Raw genomic sequence first — 13794 nt, forward strand, 5'->3', positions numbered from 1 at the left:
TCCCCTGTAGTTCAGTTGGTAGAACGGCGGACTGTTAATCCGTATGTCACTGGTTCGAGTCCAGTCCGGGGAGCCAAGATTTACCTCTAGCATATCATCATGTTATATCTCACGTTTTTAGTTTAAAACCCTCTCCTTTTATGTCTTTTTCTATTACAATTTAATACAGTTATATTTCTTTTTTAAGTTTATAATACCTTGAGTACATTATTCTCATTAAACTCAAGCATTTAAGACAGGAAACGGATCATTCATGGGCTTATCAAAATCTTTCCAGTTAGTACTTTTTGTTATTTTTGGTCTGTTATTATTTCGTATTTATGACCTTGAAAATAAAGAAATGCAACGCCAAGGCCATATTGCAATTGAAAATTACAAGCACCAAATCAATTCAATTACAGAATGGAATAGTGATGGACAGGCACTCTTTCAGCAATTAAGCGAAAATTTTAGCTTCCAATTTTTCCAGTACATCCACAGTACTGACAGTGATAATAACTTTACCTATGGAACGTTAGCTAAAACTGACGCCGACTTTGAAGATAAAATTTTTTCTATCGAATTAGGTCATATTAATACGTTTGCTGACGCTCGCCTGCAAGTCCGGTTAAACACGAGTTCAGTTATCACCACAAGCTTTGTTAACCTTGAAAAAGCAGCGAGTCTGACCATTTTAGCGTATTTAGTTATTATGCTGAGTTTTGCGCTGTTAATGCATGTGCACCGCAGAGGGATAAAGTATGCATCTGATTACATCAGTAATATTTCTAGTCTGTCATTTCAAGCTGTAGAAACCTCAAGATTAAAAGGCTCGCTTAAACCCATAGGTATTGCTCTTGAAAAGAGCCGAGGCGAATTAAAAGCCAGCATCGACAGTTTTCATAACAAAAATGATACCCTTACCAAAGCCGCTTATCAGGATGCTGTCACCGGCTTTTCAACCCGAAGACGCTTTGACGATCAAATAAAATCTATTTCGAAATCAGATAAGCAGCAATTTGGCGTGCTTTGTATTGTTAAAGCTGCTGAACTTGCCAGTATAAACCAGTTGCAAGGACGTGAAGCTGGCGATGATTATTTAAATAAAATTGCGACTTGCATCAGAACAGCTGGCTCTAAGATGGGAGTCAATGAATTTTACCGGGTATCAAGCAGTGATTTTGCATTATTTATTCATGGTATTACGACAAAAGAGTCTGAGCGATTTTTAGATAACCTAAAAAGAAGCTTTGATGAATATGCCCAAACCATTGAACCCGATAATATTGCCAATGCCGGTTTAGTCCCTTTTGAAAACCAGTTTGACCCTCACGCGCTATTGGTGTTCGCGGATACCGCAGTCAGCATCGCGCAAACATCTGGCCTTAACAGATACCATATTCTTGAAAAATTCAACGGTAACGAACAATTAGGCGATAACCACTGGAAAGTAACCATCAATGACCTCATTAACCGCAAAGGGGTTAAGTTTTTTCAACAACCAATCTTACCTTGTAATAATCAAGTCGATGTTTATCGTGAGTTATTTGCCCGTTTCTTTAATAATGAAGGCTCCAATTTACCCACAGCCAGTGTGGTCGCAATGGCTGAACGTCATCGATTAAATATCGATTTGGATAAAATGCTCATCGTTCATTGCATACAATTACTCAGCACCAATCCAAGCCTTAAGGGTAATTTTGGCGTCAATATTAGTGCCTCATCTGCTACCCATGAAGTCTTTGTGTCTTGGTTAACAGATATTTTATCTAGCCACCGCAGTGTTGCTGCAAGATTAATCTTTGAAGTCAATGAATCAGGTATGCAGAAGAACTTAAATGCAAGCCAACGCTTCGTTAATGAGATGCACAAAGTTGGCGTTAAGGTTGCCATTCAACAATTTGGATTAGGTTTTTCATCTTTCAAATTCTTTAGGGAAGTAAAACCCGATTTTATCAAGCTTGACAGCAGTTATAGCGATAAGATTGATCAAAACAACAACAATAAATTCTTCATAAGAATGATTGTTGATATCTCCAAAAGAATTGGCATAAAAGTGGTCGCTACAGGCGTAGAAAAGCAAGAAGAGAAACTAACACTTGAAAAATTACTCGTTGATGGCTTACAAGGTTATTACATTGCCAGACCAGAAATTATCGCGAAAACAGATAAATAAATAACCAATGTAAGACCTTTATTCAAAAAAAGGGTTATTATTTACATAACCCTTTTTTTTATCCGTTGTTAAACCAGCCTAAACCTTAGATAATACTGCTAATCTCTTAAAGAACTCTCATATAGAAAAGTGTAGTAATGACAGACTATCTCTTACTGTTAATTGGCACAGTGCTAGTTAATAATTTTGTATTAGTAAAATTCCTTGGACTATGCCCTTTTATGGGGGTATCTAGCAAGTTAGCTTCTGCCATCGGTATGTCCATGGCAACAACTTTTGTACTCACATTAGCATCTATACTTAGCTACTTAACCAACGAATTTTTACTTGAGCCTTTTGGTATCACCTATCTAAAAACCATGAGCTTTATTTTGGTCATTGCTGTTGTGGTGCAATTTACTGAAATGTTAGTACAAAAAACCAGTGCCTCTTTACATAGAGCATTAGGGATTTATCTCCCGCTCATCACTACCAACTGCGCAGTACTCGGTGTCGCCCTACTTAACGTCAATGAAGATCATAACTTTATTCAATCTGCAGTATATGGTTTTGGTGCAGCGGTTGGATTTTCTTTAGTACTAGTATTGTTTTCAGCCATGCGCGAACGCTTGGCGGCGGCTGACGTGCCTTTACCTTTTAAAGGTGGTGCTATTGCCATGATTACCGCAGGCATAATGTCGCTTGCCTTTATGGGATTTGCGGGGCTAGTTAAATAATCATGTCTAGTATTGCAATCGCTGTCATTGTGCTAACCATCTTAGCCTTAATATTTGGCTTAATTCTTGGTTACGCTTCAATTAAATTTAAAGTCGAAGGAAACCCTATTGTCGATCAAGTAGAAGCCCTGTTGCCGCAAACCCAATGCGGTCAATGTGGCTATCCAGGCTGCCGACCATATGCTGAAGCTATTGCCAATGGTGATAACATCAATAAGTGCCCGCCTGGTGGCACTGCGACTATGGAGAAACTTGCGTCATTAATGGGAGTTGATCCAGAGCCATTAAACGAAGTAGCTCAGGAAACGGTTAAAAAAGTCGCCTACATCAGAGAAGATGAATGTATTGGTTGTACTAAATGTATTCAAGCCTGCCCAGTAGATGCCATTTTAGGCGCGGGTAAACTGATGCACACGGTTATTACTAAAGATTGTACCGGCTGTGATTTGTGTGTAGAGCCTTGTCCAGTTGACTGTATTGATATGATCCCAGTTGAACAAAACCTAAAGAACTGGGATTGGAAATTATCTTCTATCCCAGTCACGCTTATTGATATTGATCATGTTAAAAGCTCAAAAGCAGCTAAAGTAAACGATGTAAACGAGGAATCTCAGTGCTAACTTTATTAGAACAAATTGATAAAGGGACTTTATGGCATTCTCCAGGTGGAATACACCCTCCACAACTTAAGACTCTGTCTAATACTCAAGCTGTACGCCAATTACCCTTAGCAGCTCAATATAGAGTACCGCTGCCTCAAGTCGGTGATTGCGCTCGTTTAACAGTAAAAGTCGGCGAGCAGGTACTCAAAGGGCAAATGCTCACTGATGGTGAAGGCTTTATGTACCTTCCTGTACATGCGCCTACATCTGGTCAAATTATCAGTATTGAACAGCATGCAAGTAATCATGCCTCTGGTTTACCTTGTTTAACTTGCACCATTGCCGCTGATGGTCAAGATACTGCTGCGGTATTTTTGCCTGCGACATTGACAGAACTGAGTAACCAACAAGTTATTGAGAAAATTAAGCAAGCTGGCATCGCGGGTATGGGCGGCGCAACGTTTCCAAGTCATATAAAACTTAATCCAGCCAGTGAAATTGATCTTGTGATCATTAACGGTGTTGAGTGTGAACCTTATATCACCTCTGATGATGTGTTAATGCGTGAATACGCAACTGACATCATCAAAGGCATCGAAGTCATCGATTATTTGTTGAAACCTCAACGGATAATTATCGCTATCGAAGATAACAAATCACAAGCTGCTGCAGCGATGAAGACGGCGTTAGCAGGCTTTGAATCCTTAGCAAAAATGACTCGTATCACCATCATTCCAACTAAGTACCCCTCCGGTGGCGAAAAGCAGTTGATTCAAATTGTGACCGGTAAAGAAATACACACAGGTAGCATTCCGGCCCAGCAAGGTATTGTGGTGCACAATGTCGGCACCGCCTTTGCGATTCAAGATGCTGTGTTAAATGGTAAACCTCTGATTGAGAGATTAGTGACCATCACGGGTAATCAAGTATCACAACCAGGCAACTATTGGTTACCTATCGGTACACCGATCACCCATGCACTCAAGCAAACACAAACGCCAGTCAAAGACACTAATAACATAAGTGCTAAAGTCATCATCGGTGGTCCTATGATGGGTTATGCACTGCCCAATACTGATGTTCCAGTATTAAAAGGAACAAACTGCATATTGGTACCAAGCAGTGATGAAATCGCCCCTGATGTCGATGAAAAAGCCTGTATCCGCTGCGGAGAATGTGCTGTTGTCTGCCCAGCTCTGTTGTTACCGCAACAATTATTCTGGCATGCAAAAGCCCAGGAGTACGATAAGGCCGCTAGCTTTAATTTAAAAGATTGCATTGAATGCGGCTGTTGCAGTTATGTTTGCCCCAGTGATATTCCACTTGTTGAGTATTATCGCATTGCCAAATCAGCGCTTAAAAATGAAGCGGAAGAAAAATTCCAAGCTGAACAGGCTAAAATACGTTTTGAAGCCCGCTTGCAACGCCTTGAAGATGAAAAGCGTGCCCGCGAAGAAAAATCAAGACTCGCAGCAGAAAAACGTAAAGCTGGTATGGATAGCAGTAAAAAAGATGCTGTTGCAGAAGCAATGGCGCGTATTGCAGCCAAAAAGCAAGCGACGGCAACACCCGCTGCAGAAACCAATAACAATAGTGCCACTACAGATAAAAGTGCAGCAGTTAAAGCCGCTATTGCCCGAGCAAAAGCCAAGAAACTCGCCAGTGCAGTTCCAGCTGATGCTAATGACACGCCTGTAACTACTAGCACTGTTACTACTAGCAGTGAACCTAGCAACACAGCTACAGACAAAAAATCACAAATCGCCGCAGCAGTTGCACGTGCAAAAGCCAAAAAGCTCGCTGCAACAAGTGCAACTGATGATGTCTCAGCCTCTGTTCAAGCCGCTAACGAGCAAGTTGTTAGCGAAGTAACAGAAGTAACGTCAGAAGCAGTTGACGACAGAAAAGCGAAAATTGCGGCTGCCGTTGCACGAGCTAAAGCCAAAAAGCTCGCAGCAACAGCTGCAACAAGTGCAACTGATGATATCTCTGCCTCTGTTCAAGTAGCTAACGAGCAAGTTGTTAGCGAGCAAGTTGTTAGCGAAGTAACAGAAGTAACCTCAGAACCAATTGACGACAGAAAAGCGAAAATTGCGGCTGCAGTTGCACGAGCTAAAGCCAAAAAGCTCGCTGCAACAGCTGCAACAAGTGCAACTGATGTTATCTCTGCCTCTGTTCAAGCTACTAACGAACAAGCTGCTAACGAGCAAGTTATTAGCGAAGTAACAGAAGTAAAGTCAGAACCCGTTGACGACAAAAAAGCGAAAATTGCAGCCGCTGTTGCTAAGGCCAAAGCGAAAAAACTTGCGCCTAAACATGACGCTGAAAATGAAACTGTATCAGCGCCAGCAAAGCTTAAAGAAGAGCCTGCTCCAACAGAAGCTACTGACGACAAAAAAGCACGAATTGCAGCTGCAGTTGCTAAAGCAAAAGCGAAGAAGCTTGAAAATCAGCGTAAGCTGAGTGAAAAGGAATAAACATGGCATTTAAAATAGCTTCATCTCCACATGTCAGTACCACACTGCAGACCAATAAAGTCATGCTGCGTGTTGCCTACTGTTTAATTCCGGGTATTTTAGCCCAAACCTACTTCTTTGGTATGGGGACTTTGGTACAAATCATTATTGCCGTAGTAACAGCCTTAAGCGCTGAAGCTTGCATAATGAAGTTACGTAATAAATCAATTAAAACAGCCTTAGCAGATAATAGTGCCTTAGTTACAGCTTTATTGATTGCCGTTGCCATACCGCCCTTAACACCTTGGTGGATGACGGTTATAGGCTGTCTTTTTGCTATCGTGATCGTAAAGCATTTATATGGCGGGCTAGGTAATAATATCTTTAATCCTGCCATGGCTGCATATGTTCTGTTACTGGTTTCGTTTCCAGTGCAAATGACCTCATGGGTTGCACCTGCAGATCTTGCTAGCAATCATGTGGGCATTATTGCAGCATTAAATTCAATATTTGAATTATCCAATGTGGATATTCATTTATATCGCCTTGGCATCGACGGTCATACTATGGCGACACCGTTAGACACATTCAAAACTGATTTATCTATGGGGTTAACTAGCGCCGAAAGTTTACAGAAGAATGTTTTTGACGGCATAGCAGGTGTTGGCTGGCTTTGGGTCAATATTGCGTATTTACTTGGTGGCCTTGTGATGTTAAAGCTCAAGGTGATCCGCTGGCAGATCAGTACTGGCATATTATTAGCGATATTTATCTGTGCAGGTGTGGGATTTTTATTAAATCCAAGTACTCATGCTAGCCCATTACTGCATCTGTTTTCTGGTGGCACCATGTTATGTGCTTTCTTTATTGCGACCGATCCTGTTACCGCTGCAACCAGTCCCCGGGGCAGATTGTTATTTGGCGCTATCATAGGCGTGCTTATTTTTGTGATTAGAACCTATGGTGGTTACCCTGATGCGGTCGCCTTTGCAGTTTTACTTGCCAATATGTGTGCCCCATTTATTGATTACTACATTCGTCCGCGCTCATACGGCCATAGAGCAGGAAATTAAACAGGATTTATTATGTCTAATATTATTACACGAAATGGCCTGATACTTGCGATATTTGCTTTGTGTTGCACTGGTTTAGTAGCAAGCGTGAACTATTTAACTGCAGACAGGATTATTGACCAGCAACGCAAGCAACTTACACGCGTGCTGCAACAAATCATACCTCAAGCAATGCATGACAATGCATTAACTGACGATTGTATTGCCGTGATTGATGAAGCATATTTGGGCAGCGATCAATCGTTATCAGCCTATATTGCTAAACAGGGCGATTTACCTGTTGCAATGGCCATTGAAGCCATTGCCCCTGACGGTTATAACGGTGATATCAAGCTTATTATCGGTGTCGATAACGACAACACCCTACTAGGCGTAAGAACCTTAGCACATCAGGAAACACCTGGCTTAGGTGACAAAATTGATTTAAGAAAATCTGACTGGGTTTTAGCCTTTGCTGGGTTAGTTTTTAATTCAAACGATAAACCATTAGGCGTTAAAAAAGATGGTGGTAACATCGACCAATTTACAGGGGCTACCATTACCCCAAGAGCTTATGTCAAAGCGATTAATAATGCCCTAACCTATGTTAAAAACAACAGGCAAATGCTTTATAGCACCGTAAACCAATGTGGACGAGATCATGACTAATTACCGCGAAATAGCTTGGCAAGGATTATGGAAAAACAATCCCGGATTGGTTCAGTTATTAGGCTTATGTCCGTTATTAGCTGTAACAGCTACGGTAACTAATGCTTTAGGCTTAGGTGTTGCCACACTGCTAGTGCTGGTTGGTTCTAATGTACTGGTATCATTGGTGCGCAACTTTGTTCCAAAAGAAATCCGTATTCCAGTGTTTGTGATGATCATTGCCGCACTAGTAACCTGTGTTCAGCTGTTAATAAATGCTTATGCCTATGGCTTATATCTTTCTTTAGGCATTTTCTTGCCCTTGATTGTCACCAACTGTGTGATCATTGGCCGAGCAGAAGCCTTTGCATCACGCAACAATGTTAGCAGCGCTGCTTTTGATGGGCTCATGATGGGACTTGGGTTTACCGCCATTTTAGTGGTGCTTGGCGGAGTACGTGAAGTTCTTGGTCAAGGCACTTTATTTGATGGTGCTGAGCTGCTGTTAGGTGACTGGGCAAGCGCACTGACGATTCAAGTATTTCAACTCGATAGCCATTTTTTAATTGCAATGTTACCGCCGGGGGCGTTTATCGCCATGGGACTGTTAATTGCCCTTAAAAATGTTATTGATGCAAAACTCGAAAGCCGACAACCAAAACAACAAAGCGAAGCCATAGCGCGCGCCAGAATTACCAAGGTTAGCTAATAGATGAACAAACAAAAACGTTATGAAATGTTAACCCGTCTTCGGGACAATAACCCTAAACCTGAAACTGAATTAAACTTTTCATCGCCGTTTGAACTGCTGGTTGCCGTCACCCTGTCGGCGCAAGCAACCGATGTCAGCGTCAATAAAGCCACTGACAAATTATTCCCTGTCGCCAACACAGCTCAAGGAATTTACGATCTTGGCGTTGATGGCTTAAAAACTTACATTAAAACCATTGGGCTTTATAACAACAAAGCGATAAATGTTATTAAAGCCTGTAAAATGCTAATTGATCAACATGGCGGCGAAGTACCTGAAAATCGAGAGGCATTAGAAGCACTCCCTGGCGTTGGCCGTAAAACTGCCAACGTGGTACTCAACACTGCATTTGGCTGGCCGACCATCGCTGTTGATACCCATATTTTTCGTATGGCAAATCGCACTAAATTTGCCATGGGTAAAAATGTCGACCAAGTAGAAGAAAAAATGCTGAAAGTCACCCCTGCCGAATTTAAAGTCGATGTACATCACTGGTTTATTTTACATGGACGCTATACCTGCATCGCCCGCAAGCCTCGCTGTGGTAGCTGTATGATAGAAGACCTTTGCGAATACAAAGATAAGGTTTACCCAGAAGATTAATCATTTAATGTTATCTTTTTAGTACTTTTTATTAGAGCATCTCTACGAACCATTGCCTTCCAATTGGCAATGGTTAAACTGTTAAATACCATCCTGTAAATACAATCCCGCGCCCAAATCAGTTAATACTTTTGTATTAATAAAATGTTAATACTATGATCTATTTTGCTATCGTTATAAGCTAATGATACTTGCAGCTATCCGTCATAACCTTTACAGCTAATTCATCTAAATACTCAATGCGTAGCAAGAATTATTTGTGGTTTAAAGCACAACATTTAGAAAAGGACATTTCGTGACACAGAAAGACACAGCTTGGGTTGAATACGCTAAAGCAATAGGCATTATGTTAGTGGTGTATGGACATGTAGCCCGTGGCATTTATCATTCGGGCATAGACTTACCCGTTCCTTTTTACAAAATTGCTGATAGCCTAGTTTATAGTTTTCACATGCCGCTTTTTTTCTTTTTATCAGGGTTATTCTTTGTTACATCATTACAAAAAAGAGGACCGAAAAAATTAGTTTTCAGTAAAATTGATACTATCTTTTACCCCTACTTATTGTGGTCAATGTTACAAGGTTCATTAGAATTACTTTTACCTAGCTACACCAATGGAAGTCCCTCTTTTACTGACGTCCTTTCACTGTTGTGGGCCCCTAGAGCACATTTTTGGTTCTTATATGCTTTATTGTTAATCTTTGCATTATCGACGCTAGCATATCGTTTATTACCACAACGCTTCAGCGCTGTATTTGGCATTTTCAGCATTATAATGTACTTAACTAGCTCGATGATTTCAGATGATAAAATAATCAATTATATTACTGAAAACACAGCTTTTTTCGCGCTAGGAATTATTTTTTCACTGCATATAAAAACGCAGTGGCTTGATAGCAAATTAGCCCTTGTCGGATTATTTTTGGCTTTCATATTAGGGCAATGGATATTTCACGGTTATCTGTCATTAGAATATCGTGATAGAGGTATACAGTCTTTGTTACTGGCTATAATTTCAATTGGTTTTATCGTTTCTTTATCTATTCATCTGGCAAAATTTAACCTAAGTTTTTTTGCTTATTTAGGTCGCTGTTCAATGGCAATATATCTGATGCATGTTGTTGCAGGCGGAGCCGCTAGAGCACTACTAAGTCAACTAGGCATACACTCTTTTATCGAACAGCTTGCTATCGGTTTTATCTTTGCCCTGTTAGCACCGCTGGCTGTTTTAGTGCTGATTAATAAACTAAAAATACCTTATATGTTTTCAGCACCATTGTGTTCTTGCTTAGCTAACATATTTGCTAAAGCTGCAAAACTTACCCATAAAAAGAAGCAAACAGGTACTTAGTTTGACCAAGTCAAATTTAAGGCACAAAAAAACCGCTATAAGCGGTTTTTTGTGAATATTTTCAGCAAGTTTTAAAACATTGATACAAAAAATGCGCTGAAACATACTGCGATTACTACTGAGGTACCAAGAGCCATTTTTAGTTCTGTTGTCATTATCTTGTCTCCAAATGAATATAAGTTAATTTTAGCTTTTAATAATTATTTTCCTATTGTTTAACAACAAAACTGTGAACTAAAACGTAAATTTTAACCTGAAATCAATTTTATATCTCAGATGAAAATTTGTTATGCTTGAACAGTTACTTACATACATTCAATTATAGAGAATATTATGTCACAACTTCTTCATACCATGATCCGTGTCGGCAACCTTGACCGTAGCATTGAGTTTTATACCCAAGTTATGGGGATGAAATTATTACGAAAATCAGAAAACAAGCAATATCAATATACCCTCGCCTTTGTCGGTTATGGGGATGAGTCAACTGGACAAGCTGTAGTTGAATTAACTTATAACTGGGGTACTGAGAGCTACGATTTGGGTACAGGTTTTGGGCATTTAGCTATTGGCGAAGAAGACATATACGCCCGCTGTGAAGCCATTGCAGCTGCTGGCGCCAATATCACTCGCGCACCAGGCCCTGTTGCAGGTGGAAGCACCGAAATTGCCTTTGTAGAAGACCCAGATGGTTACAAAATAGAACTCATCCAAATGAAGTCAGCGACTCAGGGCTTAGGTTAAAAATCAGCAAAAAATTAGCTTAATGGTTAGAATAACTATCTAACTAAGATTGTCACTTGGTGACAATACAAAAAAGCCAGCGTTAGCTGGCTTTTTATTGGATTCATATAAGTTTTAATTGCTTAGAACTTAAATGATACACCTGCGTAGATTTGACGACCAATGGTGTCATACACTTCAGGAACTGTACCTGCATCGTTTTCACTTGGGATCATCAGTGGCTCTTCATCGGTTAAGTTTTTCACACCAATGTTAGCTGAGACTGCGTCGCTGAAGAAATACGTTGCCGAAACATTGTGGTAAAGAATTGAATCAATCGGAGCATCCGTGTTGATGTCATTCATTTCGCCAATATAACGGTTCGAATACATTACACTCCAATCACCTTGTCTTGCACTTATGTTGAAGTTGTTTTTGTATTCAGCGTAACCACCGAACATACCACCAATTGTACCAGTGTAATTTTGGCCATCTTGCTCAAACTTAATCAAGTGAGTCAGATCGTTATTGATTTTCCAATCCAAACCAAATGCTTCAAAGCTGTATGCTAAGTTAAAATCAATACCTGATGTATCTTGATAACCAACGTTCGTTAGTGGGTTACTTAGGTCAGATAAATCACCATTAGCGCCAATATTAAAAGTTTCACAAGCACTTACATCACCAGCAAAACAGTTATTTAGACCTGCTTGAACGTCTAAACGAGAAATCGCGTTATCAATCTTAAATCTCCACCAGTCAAGTGTGATAGATAGACCATCAACATAGCTTGGTGAGTAAACTAAACCAGCAGTATAGGATTCTGACGACTCAGCATCTAAGTTTTCATCTGAGGTGTAATTAACTAAAATTTGGTCATCTAACTCATTACCCCAAGGATCATCTAGGAAGTCGAATGAACCTGAGTTACCACCAAATAATTCGCTGACACTTGGCGCACGGAAACCAGTAGCAGCTACTGTACGAAGCATTAAATCATCGGTCGCCTCATAAGTTAAGCCCACTTTCCAAGTTGCAGCACTACCAAAAGTAGAGTAATCATCATAACGAAGTGCAAACTCACCAGTTAATTTTTCAGTGAAAGGAACACTGACTTCTTGGTAAACAGAGAATACATCAAAGCTGCCATCAGTTGGATCTTGCTGCGCTGCAGTACCTTCACCAGCAATAATTACTGGATCTGGATTGTAATAACCACTTTCATGACGGTACTCTACACCGATTGCGAAAGCCACTGCACCAGCATCTAAATCAAATGCTTCACCGCTGATCACACCAGCAATAACATGTTGATCGTTACCGCCATCAGTTTGCTCTGTGTAGCTAACGGCATCAATCATCTCTTGGCTCATAGGATCGCCACCAAACCATGCATCTTGATTCGCATTGATTGATTTTATCATGTTGCCTTGGTGAATTGAATTATGTACCCAAGTATCAGCTTTGTTACTGCCGTAGGTATAAGACACATCCCAGTCCATACCGGTATTAATATCTAAATAACCGGCTAGACCAGCAGATACACGTAGGGTATCTGTTTCTTGTTCATAAACACGATTACCAACATCATTCATACGTTTACGGTAGTTGATCATGCCGTCTTCATCAGCAGCAACGCCACCAGCAATCATTGCATCGTCTAATGTAATACAGTCATCTTGCTTAATATTGCCTTCACAAACTTTTAAATCTAAGTTAGCTGGTTGAGCTGCCATCATTTGATTAGATTTACGTTTAGTGTAGAGGATATCACCGCTTAAAATCATGTCATTTGAGAATTCGTGATTACCATTAGCAAAAAAACTGTAACGTTTATTTGGCGTTTGTAACCAGCTATCTTGGGTGAAATCGTATCCGTATTCACGATCGCCCCATTCGCCAGTCTCAGGGTTAATTTGTTTGCCACCTAAAGTGCCTTCAGGAATAAAAGAGCTATCACCCTTAGCAACCCAATCACGATCGCCCTGCATTACACCTTTACGCTCTGAGTAAGCTAAACCAAAAGTCACGTTACCTTTGCCGGTATCAAAACCATATAATGCACTTAGCTCTAGGTTCTCGCCATCACCTTTGTCAGTTGCACCGCCATTGATATCAAACTGGAAACCTTCAAAGTCTTTTTTAGTAATGATGTTAACAACACCAGCAATAGCATCTGAACCATATACTGCTGATGCGCCATCTTTTAAGATTTCAACACGAGCAATCATTGCAACTGGAATAGTGTTCAAATCGACTGCACTGTCTGCGCCAGATCCTGAGTTCACCATACGACGACCATTTAACAGTACTAATGTTCTGTTTGAACCCATACCACGTAAATCAACTTGCGCTACACCATCAGATCCGTTGTTGGTGGTCGCACCTGCAGCCATACCGGCCATAGCAGGTTGAGATTGTAGAATTTCATCTACAGAGTTATAACCTTCCGCTTTGATAGCACTGGCGTCAATCGTGGTGACAGGCGATGCTGTTTCCATATCTTGACGTTGAATACGGGAGCCCGTTACTGCAATTCTTTCTACGTTAGCAGATTCTTCTGCTGCGTAAGCACTTACCGAAACGGCTGAAGCAGCTGAAACTGACGCTAATAACGCGACGTTTACGCTGTTTGATAATTTAGATCTTTTAAGCATTTGTAGCTCCCTGGTGATATCTTTTCTTATTCTATGTACGCAATTAAATAAGTATTTAAATTTGCGTTGAACTAGATACT

The 13794-nt window shown here is 40.5% G+C and carries 11 protein-coding genes and 1 tRNA gene; 11 read left to right on the forward strand and 1 reads right to left on the reverse strand.

All coding sequences use genetic code 11. The annotated features are described in order from the left end of the window. From Q4546_RS15140 to gloA, 11 genes are all read left to right on the forward strand, one after another. A tRNA-Asn gene (locus Q4546_RS15140) sits at positions 1–76 on the forward strand. Positions 77–253: 177 nt separating this feature from the next. After that, a complete protein-coding gene (locus Q4546_RS15145) occupies positions 254–2155 on the forward strand; it encodes a GGDEF domain-containing protein (RefSeq protein ID WP_102437236.1) in 1902 nt (633 codons plus the stop codon). A gap of 137 nt (positions 2156–2292) precedes the next feature. Then, complete coding sequence (gene rsxA / locus Q4546_RS15150) at positions 2293–2871, forward strand: electron transport complex subunit RsxA (RefSeq protein WP_076536414.1); 579 nt, start codon at positions 2293–2295, stop codon at positions 2869–2871. A gap of 2 nt (positions 2872–2873) precedes the next feature. Then, a complete protein-coding gene (rsxB, locus tag Q4546_RS15155; protein WP_102475526.1) occupies positions 2874–3491 on the forward strand; it encodes an electron transport complex subunit RsxB in 618 nt (205 codons plus the stop codon). Further along, entirely contained in the window at positions 3485–5950 is a 2466-nt protein-coding gene (gene rsxC / locus Q4546_RS15160) for an electron transport complex subunit RsxC (RefSeq protein WP_303446528.1), read from the forward strand. Before rsxB ends, rsxC begins: the two co-directional genes overlap by 7 nt. 2 nt (positions 5951–5952) lie before the next feature. Beyond that, a complete protein-coding gene (gene rsxD, locus Q4546_RS15165) occupies positions 5953–7002 on the forward strand; it encodes an electron transport complex subunit RsxD (RefSeq protein WP_303446530.1) in 1050 nt (349 codons plus the stop codon). A 12-nt stretch (positions 7003–7014) separates the two neighbouring features. Continuing rightward, positions 7015–7650 carry an electron transport complex subunit RsxG gene (gene rsxG / locus Q4546_RS15170; protein WP_102437228.1) on the forward strand — a complete coding sequence of 212 codons (636 nt, stop codon included), beginning with the start codon at positions 7015–7017 and terminating at the stop codon, positions 7648–7650. Further along, a complete protein-coding gene (locus Q4546_RS15175; protein WP_076536406.1) occupies positions 7643–8338 on the forward strand; it encodes an electron transport complex subunit E in 696 nt (231 codons plus the stop codon). The genes rsxG and Q4546_RS15175 overlap by 8 nt, the downstream gene beginning before the upstream one ends. A gap of 3 nt (positions 8339–8341) precedes the next feature. Beyond that, positions 8342–8983: an endonuclease III gene (gene nth / locus Q4546_RS15180; protein ID WP_303446531.1), complete on the forward strand. Its 642-nt coding sequence runs from the start codon at positions 8342–8344 to the stop codon at positions 8981–8983. Between the two features lie 295 nt (positions 8984–9278). Beyond that, complete coding sequence (locus tag Q4546_RS15185; RefSeq protein ID WP_303446532.1) at positions 9279–10334, forward strand: acyltransferase family protein; 1056 nt, start codon at positions 9279–9281, stop codon at positions 10332–10334. 333 nt (positions 10335–10667) lie between these two features. Then, entirely contained in the window at positions 10668–11078 is a 411-nt protein-coding gene (gene gloA, locus Q4546_RS15190) for a lactoylglutathione lyase (protein ID WP_102437219.1), read from the forward strand. A gap of 122 nt (positions 11079–11200) precedes the next feature. Here gloA and Q4546_RS15195 read toward each other — a convergent pair whose 3' ends face one another. Then, a complete protein-coding gene (locus Q4546_RS15195; RefSeq protein ID WP_303446533.1) occupies positions 11201–13714 on the reverse strand; it encodes a TonB-dependent siderophore receptor in 2514 nt (837 codons plus the stop codon). Positions 13715–13794: the final 80 nt, after the last annotated feature.

The sequence above is a fragment of the Shewanella sp. 4_MG-2023 genome (assembly GCF_030548015.1).
Lineage (GTDB): Bacteria > Pseudomonadota > Gammaproteobacteria > Enterobacterales > Shewanellaceae > Shewanella.